Below are 18,476 nucleotides of genomic sequence, written 5' to 3'. Positions count from 1 at the left end.
TGCTAGTCGGCGAGGCGCTTTTGGAAGCGCGACAGGCCGAGGATGAAGATGCCGATGGAGAACAACGCCATCGCGAGGAACTGAGGCCAAAGCTCCATGAAGGTGGATCCCTTCAGGAAGTTCGACCGCACGATGACCAGGATGTAACGCAACGGGATGAGGAACGTCAGGTAGTACAGCCACGTCGGGAAGGCGGCGATCGGAAACATGAAGCCGGACAGCATCATCTGAGGCATCTGCATGAGCTGGGATGTCTGCTGCGCCTGCTGTCGCGTACGGGACACCAGCGAGATCAGCATGCCGATGCCCAGCGCCGAAAGCATGAAGAGCAGGAGCCCGCAGCCGATCAGGATCAGTGACCCGTCGAAAGGCACCTGGAACCACAGCACGCCGACCACGAATGTGATCACCACCTGGACGGCCGCGACGCAGACGTACGGCAACACCTTGCCGACCAAGTAGTCCGTACGCCCGATCGGCGTCACGAAGAGCTGTTCCAACGTGCCGCGCTCGCGTTCCTTCACGATTGCCTGAGCCATGATGTTGGTGGTCGACATCATCAGGATGAATGCGAGCAGAGCCGGCACCATCGTGTTCACCGCGCGCAATGTCGGGTTATAGAAGATTCGCGTTTGCACGTTGACACCGCCGGCGCTCAGCCCCCCCGGTTGCGGGAAGAACTTGCCGCTGAGAGAAGATATGATTCCGCTCGAATACTGCATGGCGACTTGGCTCGTGCGGCTGTCGGAACCGTCAACGATCACGCCGATCTGCGCCGAGCGGTGCTGGCGGACTGCGTCACCGAGCCCCTTGGGGATATCGATTGCGATGATCGCCTGGCTTCCGTCCATCACTTGCTTGAGCTGTGCCTCGGTTTGAGGTCGCGCGGCAACTGTGAAGTAAGACGAGTTGACGTACGCATCGACAACCTGTTGCGACTGCACTGTGTGGTCGTTGTCGAGCACGGCGAGTTTGAGGTCTTTGATGTCGCTGCCCACCACGTAGCCGAACATCAGCAGCATCACGATCGGCATGATGAAGAGGATTGGCAGCATCGAACGGTCGCGGCTGAGCTGCGTGAACTCTTTCCAGATCAGGAGGCGGATTCTACGCCATGACATGCGCGATCACGTCCTCTCTCGGTACATGCTGGCGGCGAGCGTGACGATGGTGACCGCGAAGATCGTGAGGGCGAGGTACTGCGGCCAGAGAACCTCGAGGCCGCCGCCCTTCAGGAAGATCGTGCGGGTGATAACCATGAAATAGCGCCCTGGGAAGCAGTACGAGATCAGCTGCAGCGCGAGTGGAAGGCTGCTGATTGGAAAGATGAATCCCGAGAGCATGAACGTCGGCAAGAAGCCTACGAGGGCGGCGAGCTGGTTCGCGGTGTCGACCGAAGACGCCCTCGCCGAAATGATCAAGCCCATGCCCAACGTACAGGCCACGTACAGCAAGCTCGCCAAGGCAAGGAGCAGCGCGGAGCCGCGGAACGGTATGTTGAACCCAAGGATGCCTACGGACGCAATGATGATGATCTCGAGTCCGCCGATAAGGGTCCACGGCGCGATCTTTCCCACCATGAGTTCAATCTTTCGAACAGGTGAGACAATCAGCTGCTCGTACGTCCCGTTTTCCTTCTCTTTGACCAGGGTGTTGGCGGACTGCAACACCATGACCATGGTCACGAGCACCACGATGAGGCCGGGCACGAAGTAGGCAGCGGACTTGCCTTCAGGGTTGTACCAGACCCGCGTGTTGCCGCTGAGCGACGGCACCGACGCTGTTGAGAAACCCTTCGCTTGGACTTGGGTCACCACGACTTTGCTGCCATAGACTCTGGAGAGCGCAGCCGTGTAGCCCTGCGCGAGCTGTGCCGAGTTCGCATCGGAACCGTCGATAATGATTTGCACGTTGCCGGCGCGGCCTGCCGCGAGGGCGTCTCCGAACCCGGAACCGACGACTACAACGACGTTGTCCTTGTTGGACATGAATGCATTGTCGACCTCGGAGTACGAGCCCAGCGTCTGGTTGACCTTGAAGTAGTTGGACTGTTGCAGGGCGTCGAGGTACTGGCGTGACTGTGTGGTTCGGTCAAAGTCGAGAGTAGCCGTCGGCAGGTTCTTGACGTCGAACGAAAGGGCGTACGAGTACAGGAACATCTGGATCAGAGGCATCGCGACAATGACCATAAGCAGCCGCGGGTCTCGGATGATGTGGATGAACTCTTTTTGCGCGATGGCCCAGATACGTCTCATTCGGCCACCGCCAGAATGGTCTCATCGTCAGTGAGCTTGGGGAGCTCGGCCGAGGGGATGAGTGTGGCGAATGCCATCTCAAGGTCGGTCGGAGCCGATCGCATGTGCTGCACCGAGAAGCCGGCGTTGGAAAGCGCCGCTTCCAGTTCGCCTTGCGCGTTCGGGTACTCTTCGTCGCGCGCAACAAGCACGCGGAGGAGTTCACCGGATACCTCGAGGCTCTTCACGAACGGCAGCGAGCGCACGAGTGGCATCGCCTCGCGGTAGTTAGGCACCGCGACTTCCAGTACGCGTCCGGGGACGCGTCGCTTCATGCCCGTAGGCGTGTCTCGCAGGATGATCTCGCCTTGCGTCATGAAGGCAATCTCGTTGCAGCGCTCAGCCTCGTCCATATACGGCGTGGCGACCAGCACGGTGATTCCTTGGCGGTGTAGGTCGCTGATGATGCGCCAGAACTCGCGACGCGACACGGGGTCGACACCGGTGGTGGGCTCGTCGAGGAAGAGCAGGTCGGGCTCGGAAATCAGCGTGGCCGCCAGCGCAAGCTTCTGCTTCATGCCGCCCGACAGGAACTGCGCCTGCCTCTTGGCGAACTCGGTCAGTCCCGAGAACTCAAGCAGCCGAGCAGAGCGCTCGTGCAACTCTGCGTGAGGCACGCCTCGGAGCTGTGCGAAGAAGCGCAGGTTCTCGGTGACGGTGAGGTCGCCGTAGAGCGAGAACGCCTGCGACATGTAGCCGATGCGCGGCTTGACGCCATGCGGGTCGGTAATGACCGACTTCCCGAAGATGTAAGCATCGCCAGAGGTGGGGGCGAGCGTGGTCGCAAGCATGCGAATGAGCGTCGATTTGCCCGCGCCGTCAGGGCCGACCAAGCCGAAGACCTCGCCCTTGGCGACTCGGAGCGACACGTGGTCGACCGCTGTCACCGAGCGAAACTCCTTGACGAGCTCGCGGGCGTCGATCGCCAGTTCGCTGTTGGGAGCGGCGTCGGTCACTTGAGCACCACGTCGGCAGGCATTCCGGGCTTGAGGTTGGAGTCGGCGTCGGTGATGTTGAGCTGGACCTGGTAGACCAGCTTGACGCGCTGGTCCTTGGTCTCGATCGACGAAGGCGTGAACTCAGCCTGCGAGGAGATGTAGTTGACTCTCGCGTTGTAGACCTTCGTGGTCGAGTCGGTTGTCAGCGTGCCGGCTTGGCCCATCTTGACCTGGCCGATCTGCGTCTCCGGCACGTAGATCGTCACCGTAAGCGAGTCGATCTCACTGAGCATCGCCAGCGTTGTGCCGGGCACGGCGTTCTCGCCAACGTTCTGCGCGATGCTGCTCAAGATGCCGTCTGCCGGCGACTTGATGGTTGTGTAGCCTAGCTGCACCACCGCCATCTGCTCGGCGATTTGGGCCTGCTGCCACTGTGCTTTCGCGGCGTCTTTCTCGGCGCGCGTCGAGGAGCTGTCGTCCCTGACGTGGCGGTAGTTCGACTCAGCAGCCGTGACGCCAGCCTGGGCACTCTTGATCTGCAGCTTCAGTGTGGTCGGGTCGAGCTTGTACAGCACGTCGCCAGTCTTTACGGCCACGCCCTCGACTGGCGGCGCAACGATGATACGGCCACTGGTCTGCGGCGTGATGGCGATCTGCTGCGCCTCGATTGTGCCGCTACCGCCGAGCTCCGAGTTGGCTGCGGCACTCGACGAGTAGTTCGACCACCAGTAGTAGCCGACACCTGCCAGCACCACGACCACGATCAGGATCGGGATGATGCGCTTCCTCATGTCCTCAACGCTCCTGTTCTGTTCTGCTCTGCTCTACGACGCTCGCGGGTAGCGGCTAGTTCGTGTGGATCGATATGTCGACCGGCGTGCCCTGTGGAGGCGAGTCGCCGGAGTTCAACCGGATGGTGACCCGGATCGTGCGCGTCATATGCACGACGTCGGTGGCAAAGCTTGTCGGCGGGTAGAGCGCGGTGGTCCCGATGATGGCCACGGTGCCATGGAGCACCTTGCCCGGAGCCGAGTCGTACGTGATGTCAGCTGGGGCGCCAAGGCGCACGCTTTGCAGCTGCTCGGGAGTCAGGTATGTGTCGATGAGGGCCGGCCCGTCAACCTGAATTCGGACGATGGGCGCTCCCACGATTGCGATGCTGCCGCTGGGCACTGCGTAGGTGACCACGCCGGACACCGGCGCGAGGATTGTTGCTTGCGCGCGCTTGGCGACGGCCAGGTCGATGCCGATCTGCGAGGAGTCCGAGATGATCTTAAGGACCGACTTCGCGTTCTTGACCTTGGTCTTGGCGTCGTGAATCTTGCTCACGGCCGAGTCGATCGCCGTGTTGATCGCCGCACCGGCCTTGGCCTTGGCCGCTGCGGTCTGAGTGGCGAGAGTCTTGAGGATGGTTGGCCACTGCTTGAGGAACGTATTGATGCCGGCCAGCGTCTTCTCCAACGTGGCGAGTTGCTTCTGCATGCCGGCCAGCGCCTGCTCGGCTCCGGCGAGTTTGGCCTTGAGCGCGGGAATCTGCGGGTCATTCGGCGGCAGCGACGCAATCTGCGTCTTCAGTCCCGCGATGGCGGCTTCCGTCTGTGCTATTCCGGCCTTCAGCTGTGCGATCCCGGCCTCGAGCTGAGGCTTTCCCGCCACCGCTGCGGCGTGTTGCTGAACCAGCGTCCCCTTGGCCTTGCCGATCGCTGCGTCAATCATTCCGTACGCGGTTGAAAAGGCAGTCGCGCGCGCACTCGGAATCTTGTCCAGCGCGTCGTTCAAGGTGTCTAGCGTGTCGGCGAGCATCGCCGTGTTAGCTCGCGAACGTGCAGCGTTGGCCTTGGCCTGCTTCACTCCCAAGTCGAGCAGCTTGGTGTCGAGTTGGGCGATGACCTGCCCCTGGGTCACATGGTCGCCGACGACGACCTTGACGCTGGTTAGTCTGCCCGAGACAACCGGCTGGCTGCTACGAGTGGGTTGCGCGGGCGCTTTGGCAGTGGGCGTGGCCGAGCTGGGAATGCCCACGGAGAAGTCGACAGTCGGCGTGGTAATCGTCGGGGCAACCACCGTCCGCGAGTTCACGCGCACGTCACCGGCGACGAGCAGGCGACCGGGGGGCGGGCCAGCAGAAGCGCGCACGACGAGTGCGACCACAAGCCCGACCACGAGCAGTCCGACAACGGCCAGTGTGATATTGCGTCGGTTCACCCGGCCGCCCCGTTCCGCTTCATGTCATTCGAGCTATCGAGCACGTGAGACTCCGTCCCAAGATGCGTAGTTATCGCTCACTAACATAAACTGGGCCAACGTGACTGTAAACCCCCAAAATCGCTCGTTCTGCCGCGAGACCGACCACCGCAATCAGACGCTTCACACCCATCGGCCCGTCTCGGCTTCCCTCGGCGGCTCCCGTGCGGCATACTGTCTCGGCGCGCTCCGCCACGGTGGAGTGCCCGGCCCGGGAGCGGCAGAGATGAGTCCGCGGGGCCGAGTTTCCAAGGAGTTCTCACATGGCCGGAATCGTCCTTGTCGGCGCCCAGTGGGGCGACGAAGGTAAGGGCAAGATCACCGACCTTCTCGCCGACGACATGGACTACGTCGTCCGTTTCCAAGGCGGGAACAACGCGGGGCACACGATCATCCACGGGGGACGCACGCTCAAGCTGCATCTCATCCCGTCGGGGATCATGTATCCGCATATCACGCCGGTCATCGGCAACGGCGTCGTGATTGACCCCAAGGTGCTACTCGAGGAGATCGACACCATCGAGGCCGACGGTCTGTCGACTCATCGCTTGCTCATCAGCTCCAACGCGCACCTCATCATGCCGTACCACCGAGATCTCGACGGCGCATCCGAGAAGCGTCTCGGCGGCAACGAGATCGGCACCACGCGCCGAGGCATCGGTCCCGCGTACATGGACAAGGCGTCGCGCTTGGGTCTGCGCGTCCAAGACCTCACCGACGAGCACATCTTCCGCAAGAAGCTCGAAGCCGCGCTGCTCGAGAAGAACGACATCCTCGAGAAGGTCTACGGGATGCCCACCTACACCGTCGACGAGATCGCCGAGGAGTACATGGGCTATGCCGAGCGCATCAAGCCCCATATCGCTGATACCGTCACGGTCATCAACAAGGCGCTCGAGGCCGATCAGTGGGTCTTCTTCGAGGGCGCGCAAGGAACGCTTCTCGACCTGGACCACGGCACGTACCCCTTCGTGACTTCGAGCTCGCCGACAGCCGGTGGCGCCTGCACCGGCGCGGGCGTGGGCCCGAAGCACATCGACCGCGTGCTCGGCATCGCGAAGGCCTACATCACTCGAGTAGGCTCCGGCCCGTTCCCGACCGAACTGTTCGACGAGACCGGCGAGTTGCTGCAAAAGGTTGGCGGCGAGTGGGGAACCACCACCGGCCGCCGTCGGCGCTGCGGTTGGTTCGACGGCGTCATCGCTCGCTACGCGGTACAGGTCAATGGCCTGACCGACCTGGTCATCACCAAGCTCGACGTTCTCTCGGCGGTCGACACCATCAAGGTGTGCGTCGCCTACGAGTACGAGGGCAAGCGCTACAACAACCTGCCCAGCCACCAGACGGCGTTTCATCACGCTAAGCCGATCTACGAGGAGCTTCCCGGCTGGGGAGTGGACATCACCAACTGCCGAGAGTTCGGCGATCTGCCCAAGGAAGCGCGGGACTACATCGGCTTTATCGAGGATTTAGCCGAGTGCCCGGTCGCGATGATCGCCGTGGGTCCGAGCCGCGAGCAGACGATCTTCCGTCGCTGGGAGCGCCGGCCGTAATCTGCGTCTGGCAAAGTATCGTTACCACATCGATGTGCGCCCTCGGGTATGATACAGAGCGGACGCCACTGAACTGACGTCATCCTCAGGGGAGAATTAGTGTCAAACGAACTCAAGAAGGCGGTCGATCCGCGCCGCAACTTCGGTCATAGCGTGCCAGGAGCCGTGTCATGGCTCGCCATCATCGTGACGATTCTGGGCTGCATCCTGTTCCCGGGTGTGTGGCTCGCCATTGCGACTGTCTTCGTGACGTACTTCATCGGTCGCATGTGCGTCACGTCCATCTTTGCGTTGGTGGGCGAACGCAACATTCTCCGCGCTAAGAAGGTCGACTGGACAGCAGGCGAGGACGAGATCGGCGAGTTCGGCTTTGCCCCGTCTGACGTGCGCCATGTCGTCGTGGTTCCAACCTACAAAGAGCCGCGCGAGATCATCGCCCGCACACTTGAGGCACTAGCGATCCAGCATCGCGCCGACGAGCGCGTCATCGTCGTGCTCGGCATGGAGGAGCGCGAGCCGAACGCTCGCGCCAAGGCCGACGGCCTCATCGCCGAGTTCGGCAAGCGCTACCTGCATATGATGGCGACCGTCCACCCCGGCAACATTCAGGGTGAAGAGCCGGGCAAGTCCTCCAACGAGGCGTGGGCGGGCAAGCACGCTCGTGCCGCCATCGACGAGCTGGGTATCGACCCGGCGCTGTGCACGATCACCTCGTGCGACGCCGACTCCGTCCTCGACCGCCGCTACTTCTCGGCAGTGGCACGTTCGTTCGCCGCCGAGGAGCGCCGCCACCTGTCGTTCTGGCAGGCGCCGCTGTTCTTCTACAACAACATCTGGCAGGTTCCGGCGCCTGTGCGCTTCACGACTTGGATGCAGCATGCGGTTCAGCTCTCCGAGCTGTCGATGCCGTGGTTCGACTCGCTTCCCATATCGACCTACACGCTGTCACTGCAGCTCTGCGAGCGGTGCGGCTACTGGGATCCGGCCGTCATTCCCGAGGACTGGCACGCCTATCTGAACTGCATGTTCGAGACCGGCGAAGAGATTGCGACGCACTCGATCTTCCTGCCGACCTACGGTGATGCCACCGACGGCGACGGTTGGGCCGACGCGGTCAAGAACCGCTCGGAGCAGCTCAAGCGTCACTCTTGGGGTGCAGAGGACGTCGGCTACTGCTGGGGCCAGATCACGCAGCGCAAGAGCGCAGCTTCGCGTGGCTCGGCGCTCTTCCGCCTGATGCAGGTGCTCAACGACCACACCATGCGCGTCACGGCGTGGGTGTTCCTGACGAGCGTCTACATCCTGAGCGCCTACTACTCGCACCTTCACTGGTACGACTTGGGCTGGCGCCACTCGATCGCCGAGAACCTGATCTTCCTCAACGTGCTGTTCACGGTGGGTACTGTGGTCATGATCTCCTCGATCGTCATGGAGCTCTACCGTTGTCCTCCTCCCAGGGAAGTCTCGAAGGTACAGACGGCCATCGAGATCGTCTTCCTCTGGTTCCTGCTTCCGGTACTCGGTTTCATCCTTGGAATGGTGCCGGCGCTCGATGCTCAAACTCGCCTTTTGTTCGGCGTGCCGCTGGGCTACAAAGTGACGCCGAAACGCTTCACGCAGCCTGCACCTCAACGCGAAGTCGCCTAGGCGAGCGCGACCCTCACGCACACGAAGGCCCCGGACCGCGAGAAGCGATGCCGGGGCCTTTTCGATTGCGAGCCGGACGAGTCGCGTCCGGGGCGCACGTGAAGCGCGGGCGACGGTCCGCGCTAGATGGTCTCTTCCTCGTGCTCGCGCTTGAGCGCCTCGCGCAGCTTCTGGGCCTGCTCGGCGGGCAGGTCCGTGCTCAGCAGTTCGCCGCCGCACGAGGCGAGCTGGTCGATGACGTCGTCGGGGTTGTCGGCCTCGATCAACACGAAGAGGGCTGAGGAGTTGGGCGGCAGCTTGGCTGATAGGTCGCGCACGAACTCGTCGTCGATTCCGATGTCGGTGTAGTGGCCCACCACGCCGCCGGTCGCCGCGCCGATGGCGCTTGCGCCCAGCATCGCGCCGGCTGCGACCACCGGCGCCAAGAACGGGAAACCGAACGTTAGAACGACGCCGCTCACCAAGCCGATGAGCGCGCCGTCCAGCGCGCCGAGCGTGGTCAGGTTGGTCGACTGCAGCAGCTTGGCCTCTCCGTGGCCGTTCACGACCACCGCGACGGCGTCGTCGAGGTCGGCGCTGGCCGCGAACGGCAGGTTCACGAGTTCTTGAGCCGCGCCTGCCGCGCGGTCGGGGTCGTTCGGGTACGCAATGGCGACGAGCGTTGCCATGGAGTCCTCCTTGGTTGGCTGCAAAGGCAGGCTGCCGAGGAGCCCGCAGGAAGTATGTCTCCCATGTGGGCACGACCGTCACCAAGCCTGCGAGCGCGACCGCTGCGCGCGCTCCCGGGTCCGCGATTCGGCTACAATGCGGCAGGAGCCGCGGCTCGACGCCGCGAAGCCGTCCCTAGTCCTCGCCCACACACGACCGACAGGTGATCCCATGCGCATCCTCGTGCTTGGCTCTGGTGGCCGCGAGCACGCCATCGTTCACTCACTTGCGTCTTCACCGCACGTCACCGCGATCTACGCAGCGCCCGGCAATGGCGGAACCGCCGGCGAGCGCGTCACCAACAACGTGGCGCTCAATCCCGATGATGCCGACGCTGTCGTCGAGTTCGCGCGAAGCAAGGACATCGATTTGGCGGTTATCGGCCCGGAGGGTCCGCTTTGCAGCGGCTTGGCCGACGCGCTACGCGCCGCCGGCATCCCAACCGTCGGGCCCGGCAAGGATGGCGCGCAGCTTGAGGGCAGCAAGTCGTTCGCGAAGGACCTGATGGTTCGCGCCAAGATTCCCACGGGTGAGTCCGCGACGTTCACCGATCGTGAATCCGCGATCGCGTACCTCGGCTCTCATTCGGCACCGATCGTCGTCAAGGCCGACGGCCTGGCCGCTGGCAAGGGCGTGACGGTCGCAACCGAGATGAGTGAGGCAGTCTCGGCGGTCGAGGAGTGCTTCTCGGGGCGATTCGGCGAGGCTGGCAGTAGGGTCGTCATCGAGGAGTTCCTCGAGGGCCCCGAGGTCTCGCTGCTCGCCTTCGTGGACGGCACCACGGTCATGCCGATGGCGCCTGCGCAGGATTACAAGCGTGTGGGCGACGGCGACAAGGGCCCCAACACGGGCGGGATGGGCGTCTACTCGCCGGTTCCCGGCGTGCCTGCCGCCGACTACTCGCGCATGCTCGAGATTCTCGAAATGACGGCGCGCGCACTGCACTCGGAGGGCATCGGGTTCCGCGGCATCCTCTACGGTGGCTTCATCCTGACCGCTGACGGCCCCAAGGTGCTCGAGTACAACACACGCTTTGGCGATCCCGAAACGCAGGTACTGCTCCCGCGCCTCAACAGCGACCTGGCCGAGGTGCTCATGGCGCTCGCGGACGGCCAGCTCGAGTCGATGGGCCTGCTGTCGTGGACCCAGAACGTCGCTGTCTCCGTGGTCATGGCGAGCGCGGGCTATCCGGGCGAGTACGGCGTCGGCAAGCCCATCACGGGCATAGAAGCCGCCGAGCAGATCCCTGGCGTCACCGTCTACCACGCAGGCACCAAGATTGCCGAGAATGGCGAGCTGGTCTCGGCGGGCGGGCGTGTGCTCAACGTGACCGCAGTGGCGCGCGACTTCCCAACCGCCGTCGAGAACGCGTACGCGGCCGTCGAGCTTGTCCAATTCGATGGCTCGTTCTTCCGACACGACATCGCATACCGGGCGCTGGCTGCTCGGCAGCCGAGCTAAGCGCCTCAAAGGAGCGGGACACAACCTATGCTCTCCGAACGAATGCTTTCCGCGGTCATGCGCCGCACGAACGACAAGTACCTCACGCTTTCGCCGTCCGGCATCGACCAGCTACCGGTGCCGGTGCCCGGCCGCGAGTACCTGCTCTACGTCCACATCCCGTTCTGCGAGCGGCTGTGCCCGTACTGCTCGTTTAACCGCTTTCCGTTCAACCAGGAGAGGGCCGACGCGTACTTCGAGAACCTGCGCACCGAGATGCGCATGGTCGCAGCGCTGGGCTACGACTTTGCATCGATGTATATCGGCGGGGGCACCCCCACCATCGATCTACCGCAGCTGATCAAGACGATCGACCTGGCGAAGGAGCTGTTCTCGATCAAGGAGGTCTCCTCGGAGACCAACCCGAATCACCTGTATCCCAAGTGGATCGAGCCCTTGCAGGGACGCGTTGACCGGTTCAGCGTCGGCGTCCAGTCGCTCGACGACGCGCTGCTCAAGCAGATGGATCGCTACGACAAGTACGGCTCGGCGGCCGATATCTTGGAACGGCTGAAGTCGGTCGAGGGAGCGTTCCACTCCATCAACGCCGACATGATATTCAACTTTCCGAGCCAGTCATGGGAGACGCTCAAGCGCGATGTCGAACTGGTAAAGAGCACCGGCGTCAACCAAGTGACGTTCTACCCGCTGATGGCCTCACCGGCCGTCGCTGAGTCGCTGAAGCGAACCGTGGGCAAGGTCGACTACATCCGCGAGCACAAGTACTACATGACGATCTCGGAGATGATGGCCGACGGATTCACGCCAGGCAGCGCGTGGACGTTCTCGCGCACAGGCGGCGGCATGATCGACGAGTACATCGTCGACTACGAAGACTACGTGGGCATCGGCAGCGGCGCGTTTTCGTTCCTGGAGGGCGCGCTCTACGTGAACACGTTCTCGCTCAAGCTGTACGGCGAGCGAATCGGCGAGGGCAAGACGGCGGCTGTTCAGAGTCGTGCGTTCAACAAGAAGGAGCGGATGCAGTACCGCTTCCTGATGGCGCTCTTCGGCATGCGCCTGGACAAGCGCGCGTTCAAGGCCGACTTCGACGTTTCGATTGAGCTTGGGCTCGCCCTCGAGATGGCGTTCTTCCGCTCGGCCGGGGCCTTTACTGTCGACAACGCCGACGAGCTCGTGCTCTCGTCCACGGGTCGCTACCTGCTCGTCGCGATGATGCGCGAGTTCTTCATCGGCGTGAACAACCTGCGCGACCAGGCCCGGTCGGCTATCTCTACGCCCGAGCGCGAGCTGCTCTTCGGCGACGGCAAGGCGTGCGAGGATGCGCACGCGGCGGGAGCGGCAGCAGCCGAAGCGATTGCCGAAACCGAGGCTGCTGAGGATTCGCCGGTCCCGCTCTAAGCCAGACGACTGGGGGCGTGGGGGGATGAGCGAGCATGGCTCGGGCACGGCCCGGGCGAGCGGGCGGGTGGCCTCTCAGTTGCGGGAACTGAGCGCGTGGCACCGATTCCTCGACCGCTTCGTCCCTGCCGAGGAGCGTACGGACGCGCTTTGGATCTTGGGCGTGGCGACGGTTCTGAGCTGCATCCGCGCCCTGGTCTACCAACCGATGCAGATGCAGATCACAGGCATGTTCTACTCGCCGCGAGTCGACGAGCTGGGCTTTGCGCTCCGAGCGACGGCCGTCACCGACGTAGTGTGGGGCGTCTTCGCTGCCGTCTTCGTCGCGCTCGTGCTGCGATTCACGAAAGCGCCAAAGGCGACGGCGCTCTACATCATCCTGGCTGGCTTGCTGCTCACGATCGTGTCGCTGGGCGATCGCCTGGCGCTCAACGCGGTGACGTCGCTATCGGGCTCGGAGTATCAGCGCTCTTTGTGGAGTGACCTGCAGCCGATGATGCTGGCTGCCATGGAGGCCGTCGGGGTCGCTCTCGGAGCGTGGGCGTCGCAGCTCATGTCTGGCGAACAGCGACCTGCCGATGGCAGCACATTCCTGCCGGCAGTGGGCTGGACTGGGACGCCGCTGACGGGCGCGGCATGGCTAGCGGTGGCGTATGCGACCGTGCGTGCTGTTGGCGCACTAGCGACCACCGCCGTGATGTTCGTGCCGGAAGCCTACACGATCTTCACGGGAACTAGGCAGCTGCCAGCCGGATCCATCGTCGTGTGGCCATACCAGTTCGCTCAAGCAGCCACAGTGGCGATCTACGGGCTGGTAGCATACTTCGGCGTCAAGCGGGGTTTGGCGCCGGTGACCATCTGGCTAGCGTTCCTGCTCGGGAGTCTGCCGGGGATAGTGTCGGCTCTCGGCTTTCTGCCGAGCCAAGTCGCGCTGATGGCCCACGGTGGAGGGGCGACCTTCTGGGCCGTCGCACTCGGCGCGCTGTCCCTGGTCGCATGGCCGCTCAGCGCACTGCCTCCGCTCCTCGGCGTCTGGCTGGCGACGAGGCCGGAACGTGTGTCAGACGCGTCTGCTACGCTTCGAGCGCAAGACAACGACCACTGGTAGTCGCGGGAGGAACCATGGCCGAGCATTCGCTCGTAGGCATCATCGTAGGGTCGAAGTCTGACCTCGGAGTCATGGAAGAGTGTGGCAAGCAGCTCGAGGAGTTGGGCGTGCCGTTCGAGCTGCTCATCGCGAGCGCGCATCGCAACCCCGAGCGCGTGCACGAGTGGGCGAGCAATGCCGCCGAACGCGGCATCAAGGTTATCATCGCCGCTGCCGGCAAGGCGGCTCATCTCGGCGGTGTGGTGGCTGCCTTCACTCCGCTGCCGGTCATCACGGTGCCAATGAAGACGAGCGACCTTGGCGGCCTGGACTCACTGCTCTCGATGGTACAGATGCCCGCGGGCGTTCCCGTCGCGTGCGTTGCCATCAACGGCGCCAAGAACGCTGCGATCCTCGCCACGCAGATTCTGGGGACGTCGCTTCCCGAGCAGCGCGCGGCGATCGTCGCGCTCAAGAGGACGATGGCCGAGGGCTAGCGGCTCGTCCGGCGCGTTTGCGGGGCCCGCGACGCCGGGCTGCGGTTGCTTTCCTCGGCGCGGGCTCTCGGCGATACTGTCCCGAACGCTTCTCACGCACGCGAGTATTCAGACATCTGGAGGATTCATGCAGCGAGCCGTCTACGAAGACGTCCGCATCGAAGGACACCTCATCGACTCCGGCATCATGTCGAAGGTCATGGACGCGATCATCGCGATGGGTGGCGAGTTCGAGTCTCTGTCCTTCGACGTTGGGCGCACCAACGACGACGCGTCCGTTTCCGTCCTGCGTGTGCGCGCACAGACCCAGGCGCAGCTAGAAAGCATCCTCGGCGAGATTCAGCTGCACGGGGCTGTGGCCTGCCAGCCATCCGACGTCAAGCTCGCGCCGTCGCCGATGGACGGCGTCTTCCCTGACGGCTTCTACTCCACCACCAACATGGAGACCGACGCCCGCGTCAGCGGCGGTTGGGTGCGCGTCGCCAATCCTGAGATGGACCTCGGAGTGCGCGTGGACCCGAAGTCCTGCGCTGCCGAGACGGTCCCGATGGCCGACGTTCGTGCCGGCGAGCTGTTCGTCGTGGGCCACGACGGCATCCGCGTGCACCCGCTTGAGCGTCCGCGCGACAAGCAAGCGTTCGAGTTCATGTCCTCAGCAGTCTCCAGCGAGAAGCCCAAGGCGCAGGTCGTGGCCGACGTCGCTCGTATGCTGCGCGATACGCGCGCTTCTGGCCGAGACGTCATCGCGGTCGTCGGACCGGCGGTCGTGCACACCGGCGCGGCGCCGGAGCTCGCGCGACTTGTCGAGATGGGCTATATCACCGTGCTGTTCGGCGGCAACGCAGTAGCGACGCACGACATCGAGAGCGCGCTGTACGGCACGTCGCTCGGCGTCGGGCTCGACGATGGCATCCCGACGTTCGGCGGTCACGAGCATCATCTGCGCGCGATCAACTCGGTGCGCGAGTGCGGCTCCATCGCGGGAGCCGTGGAGCAGGGCGTGCTGACCAAGGGCCTCATGCACACCCTGGTGAAGACCGAGACACCGTTCGTGTTGGCCGGTTCGATTCGCGACGACGGCCCGCTACCCGACGTGATCACCGACGTCATCGAGGCTCAGAACGCCATGCGCAAGTACGCTCAAAACGCGGGCGCGTGCCTGATGCTCTCGACGATGCTGCACTCGATTGCTACCGGCAACATGCTACCGGCGACCACCACCACGGTCTGCGTCGATATCAACCCAGCGGTCGTCACCAAGCTCGCCGATCGCGGCAGCTGGCAGACGGTGGGCATCGTCACTGACGTCGGTCTCTTCTTGGAGCATCTCGCCAACGAACTCGCCCGGGATTAGCCGGTTCGGTTCGGCACACAGCGGGGTAGGTACAGGCGACAAGACCGCGACGACCCCCCAGCGAGGTGCCCGATGCAGACCATCACGCCGTTCCTCTGGTTCGATTCACAAGCCGAGCAGGCCGCCGAGTTCTACGTGTCGGTGTTTCCGGACTCCGAGATTCTCAGCGTCGCCCGCTACGGCGAGGCCGGACCGGGACCAGCTGGCAGCGCCATGGTCGTTGCTTTCATATTGCGCGGCCAGCAGTTCAGCGCGCTCAACGGGGGGCCCGTGTACCAATTCACTCCGGCCATCTCGTTCGTGGTGGATTGTGTGACCCAAGACGAGGTCGACCACTACTGGGACTCGCTGACAGGCGATGGTGGCAAAGAGGTCCAGTGCGGCTGGCTCGTCGATAAGTTCGGCGTCTCGTGGCAGGTTGTGCCTCGGCGGCTGGCCGAGTTGATGAGCAGCCCAGACCCCGACGTTGCCAAGCGTGTGACCGAGGCGATGCTCAAGATGATCAAGCTCGACATCGCCGAGCTGGAAGCGGCCGCAGCGGGATAGCTCGCTGGCGCACAACTTGCACCACGTAGGGGCGAAATCACTTACCGCAAAGGAGCCCCGCGATGCTGCGCCTCTTCTCCAAGGGCAACACCCCCTCCGAGCCGCTTCCGACTCCGCCGATCGATGCCTTGGTTCCGGCCCATCTCGAAACGGCGACCTTCGCGGTTGGTTGATTCTGGACGCCTGACGCCCAGTTTGGGGTCGTCGAAGGTGTTTGGCGCACACGCGTTGGTTATGCCGGCGGCGAGTCGCCCAATCCCACGTACCACAGCATCGGAGACCACACCGAGTGCTTTCAGGTCGATTTCGATCCGACGGTCGCGAGCTACGAGACGTTGCTCGAACTGGCACTCACATCGCACGACCCGTTCCGAGGCGCATTCAAGGGACAGTACGCATCGCTCGTCCTGACGCACGATGAGGCGCAGCTGGCTTCGGCGCTCGGGGTTGCTGCACGCCTCGAGGCGGCGCGCGGTCGCAAGCTCGCGACGCGCATCGAGCCGATCAAGCGTTTCACCAACGCCGAGGACTACCACCAGAAGTACGGCCTGCGCAACGACCGCACGCTCATGGCCGACTTCCGCGCGATGTTCCCCGATGACACAGCCTTGCGCGAAAGCACGGCTGCTGCACGCGTCAACGGCTACGTTTCCGGCGACGGCAGCAGCATTCGGCTGGCGCGCGAGATCGACAGCCTCGGGCTGACGGAGAGCGGGCGCGCCGAGCTAGCTGCTCGCATCGCGCGGCGCAGCGGCGGGATCGGCTGCTCGATCTAGCAAGTCGCTGCCACTCGGTTCGATGCGCACCGCGGAGGGCATACCACACGTATCCGACTTTGGAGGAGCGTGTTTCACATGATGCGCGGATTTGGCTACAGCAACGCCTACGGCATGATGGGCGGCTACTCACCTTGGATTGGCCTGCTCGGCCTCCTCTTCTGGCTGCTGTTTCTCGCGGGCGTCGTCATCCTGGTCATCTGGATCGTCGAGCAATCGCGCCACGGCCACAACGCGGTTCCGCTGATGAGCGGGCCAGTCGGCAGCCCGCCGATGGCCGGCCCGCCGCAGCACGACGAAGCGATGGCGATTGCTCGCAAGCGACTAGCTACAGGCGAGATCACGCGAGAGCAGTTTGACGAGATCCGTCAGGCGCTCGGCGGCTAGATGGCCGAGCACGACGCTGCTCGCACGATCGCCGGTTTCCACCGGCGATTCTGGAGGCGGTGAATGTGCGGTTGTTGCGGGTATCCTCACCCGTACCCTGAAACGCTCGAACCCCGGAGGCATTCATGCGCGCGAAGATCCATCGCACCGACGACGAGTGGCGAGCGCTCCTCACGCCCGAACAGTTCCGCGTGCTGCGTCGTGCCGGCACTGAGCCCGCGTTCTCGGGAGCGCTCACCGACACGGCCGAGCCCGGCGTCTACGTGTGTGCGGGCTGCGGTTCGACGCTGTTCTCGAGCGAGACCAAGTTCCACTCAGGCTGCGGGTGGCCTAGCTTCTACCAGCCCATCGAGCCGGACGCAATCGACGAACATCCAGACGATCAGTTCGGCATGCACCGCGTCGAGGTGCGCTGCGCGGTCTGCGACGGGCACCTGGGGCACGTGTTCACGGACGGCCCGCCACCAACCGGCTTGCGCTACTGCATCAACTCGGTCTCCATCGCGTTCGAGCCTGCCAAGTAGCCGGTCGATACTCCAAACAGGCCGCCGGGCGAATTCGCCTTTGCGCAATGGCTGCTTGCTCGGCATACTGCTTGCAATTGCGTACTCGGAGTCATCGTTTCTGCCGAGAGGGTCCAAGTGTTCGCACGCACTGACATCAAGAGGATGAGCATTGTGGTGATGGTCGCTGTTGCGATCCTCGCCGCCGCTATCCCCACCTGTCAGATGATCGGCTGCGACATGGGCATGGCCAACGGAATGATGGCCGTCTGGACGCATGGCGGCGCCTCGTTGGGCAATGCCTGCTCCGGCACGTGGGTGACGAGTGCCAGCCAAGATGGCATCGCGCCCACCCAGTCGCTGAACTTCCTCATCAGCCTTATCGCCGCCGTCGCTGCGGCAGTCGTACTGTTCTCGCCTCGTATGGAGATGCGGCCGGTGCGTCTCGTTGACGCCAACGGACCGCCGCCACCGCTCGAGCCTCGCGGAGAACGCTTCACCGTCTGATTCGCTCCTCGTAACCGCTTGCTGCGGCGCTTCCACGCGCCCGCGAGTGGTCTTTGACGCACCCCAAGAATGTACCGTGGCGTGCGCCCGACCCTTCTTGCGAGGAGTAGCTACTGTGTCTTGGACTCTCTGGATATCGATGTTTGCCGTGGGGCTTGTCACAAGCGTCCACTGCATCTCGATGTGCGGACCGATGGTCGTCACCTATGCGGTGAAGAGCGAGGACGGCGACAGCTGGCAGATGAAGGTGCTTCCCAACCTGGCATATCAGGCTGCGAAGCTCATCAGCTACGTGCTGGTCGGACTTCTGCTCGGCGCCATCGGTTCGGCATTCAACCTGAACGGAATCCGGCCGTGGATCATGGCCGTGGCAGGCCTCTTCATGATCGTGCTCGGCCTAGGCATGACCGGCAAGGTGCCGTGCGCTGCTCGGCTGACCCCACGCCCGCCTCGCGTGCTCATAGCGGCGCTCTCGAAGCTGCGCCGCAAGGCAACATCGGATGCTGACGCCGGACAGAGCTCGATTGCGACTCCCATTGCGTTCGGCTTGCTGACCGGCCTGATGCCGTGCGC

General features: G+C 63.7%; 18 protein-coding genes and 1 pseudogene. 13 read left to right on the top strand and 6 right to left on the bottom strand.

Annotated elements, in window-relative coordinates; translation table 11 throughout:
- Positions 1 to 2: 2 nt before the first annotated feature.
- The 5 genes from P4L93_06110 to P4L93_06090 are packed head-to-tail and all read right to left on the bottom strand — an operon-like array spanning position 3 to position 5,437.
- Complete coding sequence (locus P4L93_06110) at positions 3 to 1,121, bottom strand: ABC transporter permease (GenBank protein MDR3686508.1); 1,119 nt, start codon at positions 1,119 to 1,121, stop codon at positions 3 to 5.
- A 6-nt stretch (positions 1,122 to 1,127) separates the two neighbouring features.
- Positions 1,128 to 2,255, bottom strand: a complete 1,128-nt coding sequence (locus P4L93_06105) for an ABC transporter permease (protein MDR3686507.1) — start codon at positions 2,253 to 2,255, stop codon at positions 1,128 to 1,130.
- A complete protein-coding gene (locus P4L93_06100) occupies positions 2,252 to 3,250 on the bottom strand; it encodes an ABC transporter ATP-binding protein (protein ID MDR3686506.1) in 999 nt (332 codons plus the stop codon). The genes P4L93_06105 and P4L93_06100 overlap by 4 nt, the downstream gene beginning before the upstream one ends.
- A complete protein-coding gene (locus P4L93_06095) occupies positions 3,247 to 4,023 on the bottom strand; it encodes an HlyD family efflux transporter periplasmic adaptor subunit (GenBank protein MDR3686505.1) in 777 nt (258 codons plus the stop codon). The genes P4L93_06100 and P4L93_06095 overlap by 4 nt, the downstream gene beginning before the upstream one ends.
- 55 nt (positions 4,024 to 4,078) lie before the next feature.
- Positions 4,079 to 5,437: a biotin/lipoyl-binding protein gene (locus P4L93_06090; GenBank protein MDR3686504.1), complete on the bottom strand. Its 1,359-nt coding sequence runs from the start codon at positions 5,435 to 5,437 to the stop codon at positions 4,079 to 4,081.
- A 302-nt stretch (positions 5,438 to 5,739) separates the two neighbouring features.
- Between P4L93_06090 and P4L93_06085 the strand changes: the two genes are divergently transcribed.
- Positions 5,740 to 7,029, top strand: coding sequence for an adenylosuccinate synthase (locus P4L93_06085; GenBank protein ID MDR3686503.1), 1,290 nt, complete (start codon positions 5,740 to 5,742; stop codon positions 7,027 to 7,029).
- Positions 7,030 to 7,128: 99 nt separating this feature from the next.
- Entirely contained in the window at positions 7,129 to 8,676 is a 1,548-nt protein-coding gene (locus tag P4L93_06080) for a hypothetical protein (GenBank protein MDR3686502.1), read from the top strand.
- Between the two features lie 122 nt (positions 8,677 to 8,798).
- On the opposite strand, the gene P4L93_06075 is transcribed toward P4L93_06080, so the two are convergent.
- Positions 8,799 to 9,344, bottom strand: a complete 546-nt coding sequence (locus tag P4L93_06075; GenBank protein ID MDR3686501.1) for a DUF1269 domain-containing protein — start codon at positions 9,342 to 9,344, stop codon at positions 8,799 to 8,801.
- A gap of 211 nt (positions 9,345 to 9,555) precedes the next feature.
- Between P4L93_06075 and purD the strand changes: the two genes are divergently transcribed.
- The 11 genes and pseudogenes from purD to P4L93_06020 form a co-directional block, all read left to right on the top strand.
- Complete coding sequence (gene purD, locus P4L93_06070) at positions 9,556 to 10,845, top strand: phosphoribosylamine--glycine ligase (protein MDR3686500.1); 1,290 nt, start codon at positions 9,556 to 9,558, stop codon at positions 10,843 to 10,845.
- A gap of 27 nt (positions 10,846 to 10,872) precedes the next feature.
- Complete coding sequence (locus P4L93_06065) at positions 10,873 to 12,246, top strand: coproporphyrinogen III oxidase family protein (protein MDR3686499.1); 1,374 nt, start codon at positions 10,873 to 10,875, stop codon at positions 12,244 to 12,246.
- A 25-nt stretch (positions 12,247 to 12,271) separates the two neighbouring features.
- Positions 12,272 to 13,354 (top strand): hypothetical protein, encoded by a 1,083-nt coding sequence (locus P4L93_06060; GenBank protein ID MDR3686498.1) that lies wholly within the window; start codon positions 12,272 to 12,274, stop codon positions 13,352 to 13,354.
- 14 nt (positions 13,355 to 13,368) lie between these two features.
- Positions 13,369 to 13,830, top strand: a complete 462-nt coding sequence (purE, locus tag P4L93_06055; protein ID MDR3686497.1) for a 5-(carboxyamino)imidazole ribonucleotide mutase — start codon at positions 13,369 to 13,371, stop codon at positions 13,828 to 13,830.
- A gap of 127 nt (positions 13,831 to 13,957) precedes the next feature.
- Positions 13,958 to 15,184 (top strand): TIGR00300 family protein, encoded by a 1,227-nt coding sequence (locus P4L93_06050; GenBank protein MDR3686496.1) that lies wholly within the window; start codon positions 13,958 to 13,960, stop codon positions 15,182 to 15,184.
- Positions 15,185 to 15,256: 72 nt separating this feature from the next.
- Positions 15,257 to 15,730, top strand: a complete 474-nt coding sequence (locus tag P4L93_06045) for a VOC family protein (protein MDR3686495.1) — start codon at positions 15,257 to 15,259, stop codon at positions 15,728 to 15,730.
- Between the two features lie 188 nt (positions 15,731 to 15,918).
- Positions 15,919 to 16,506 (top strand): annotated as a pseudogene (locus tag P4L93_06040) (peptide-methionine (S)-S-oxide reductase).
- Positions 16,507 to 16,584: 78 nt separating this feature from the next.
- The gene (locus P4L93_06035; GenBank protein ID MDR3686494.1) at positions 16,585 to 16,893 is read left to right on the top strand and encodes a hypothetical protein; all 309 of its coding nucleotides are present in this window, start codon (positions 16,585 to 16,587) and stop codon (positions 16,891 to 16,893) included.
- Between the two features lie 125 nt (positions 16,894 to 17,018).
- Positions 17,019 to 17,417 carry a peptide-methionine (R)-S-oxide reductase MsrB gene (gene msrB, locus P4L93_06030; protein ID MDR3686493.1) on the top strand — a complete coding sequence of 133 codons (399 nt, stop codon included), beginning with the start codon at positions 17,019 to 17,021 and terminating at the stop codon, positions 17,415 to 17,417.
- A gap of 117 nt (positions 17,418 to 17,534) precedes the next feature.
- Positions 17,535 to 17,903 carry a hypothetical protein gene (locus tag P4L93_06025; GenBank protein ID MDR3686492.1) on the top strand — a complete coding sequence of 123 codons (369 nt, stop codon included), beginning with the start codon at positions 17,535 to 17,537 and terminating at the stop codon, positions 17,901 to 17,903.
- 115 nt (positions 17,904 to 18,018) lie between these two features.
- The coding region (locus tag P4L93_06020) for a sulfite exporter TauE/SafE family protein (protein MDR3686491.1) at positions 18,019 to 18,476 on the top strand (458 nt) is incomplete at its 3' end.

Source organism: Coriobacteriia bacterium, from assembly GCA_031292615.1.
Taxonomy (GTDB): domain Bacteria; phylum Actinomycetota; class Coriobacteriia; order Anaerosomatales; family JAAXUF01; genus JARLGT01.
Note: the sequence above shows the minus strand (reverse complement) of the source record. Positions and strands in the feature narration are given on the sequence as shown.

What these genes read in the sequence shown, in the direction of transcription:
- P4L93_06110 (MDR3686508.1), bottom strand. Translation starts at nt 1,121, where the DNA reads ATGTCATGGCGTAGAATCCGCCTCCTGATCTGGAAAGAGTTCACGCAG.
- P4L93_06105 (MDR3686507.1), bottom strand. Translation starts at nt 2,255, where the DNA reads ATGAGACGTATCTGGGCCATCGCGCAAAAAGAGTTCATCCACATCATC.
- P4L93_06095 (MDR3686505.1), bottom strand. Translation starts at nt 4,023, where the DNA reads ATGAGGAAGCGCATCATCCCGATCCTGATCGTGGTCGTGGTGCTGGCA.
- P4L93_06085 (MDR3686503.1), top strand. Translation starts at nt 5,740, where the DNA reads ATGGCCGGAATCGTCCTTGTCGGCGCCCAGTGGGGCGACGAAGGTAAG.
- P4L93_06075 (MDR3686501.1), bottom strand. Translation starts at nt 9,344, where the DNA reads ATGGCAACGCTCGTCGCCATTGCGTACCCGAACGACCCCGACCGCGCG.
- purD (MDR3686500.1), top strand. Translation starts at nt 9,556, where the DNA reads ATGCGCATCCTCGTGCTTGGCTCTGGTGGCCGCGAGCACGCCATCGTT.
- P4L93_06065 (MDR3686499.1), top strand. Translation starts at nt 10,873, where the DNA reads ATGCTCTCCGAACGAATGCTTTCCGCGGTCATGCGCCGCACGAACGAC.
- P4L93_06060 (MDR3686498.1), top strand. Translation starts at nt 12,272, where the DNA reads ATGAGCGAGCATGGCTCGGGCACGGCCCGGGCGAGCGGGCGGGTGGCC.
- purE (MDR3686497.1), top strand. Translation starts at nt 13,369, where the DNA reads ATGGCCGAGCATTCGCTCGTAGGCATCATCGTAGGGTCGAAGTCTGAC.
- P4L93_06050 (MDR3686496.1), top strand. Translation starts at nt 13,958, where the DNA reads ATGCAGCGAGCCGTCTACGAAGACGTCCGCATCGAAGGACACCTCATC.
- P4L93_06045 (MDR3686495.1), top strand. Translation starts at nt 15,257, where the DNA reads ATGCAGACCATCACGCCGTTCCTCTGGTTCGATTCACAAGCCGAGCAG.
- P4L93_06035 (MDR3686494.1), top strand. Translation starts at nt 16,585, where the DNA reads ATGATGCGCGGATTTGGCTACAGCAACGCCTACGGCATGATGGGCGGC.
- msrB (MDR3686493.1), top strand. Translation starts at nt 17,019, where the DNA reads ATGCGCGCGAAGATCCATCGCACCGACGACGAGTGGCGAGCGCTCCTC.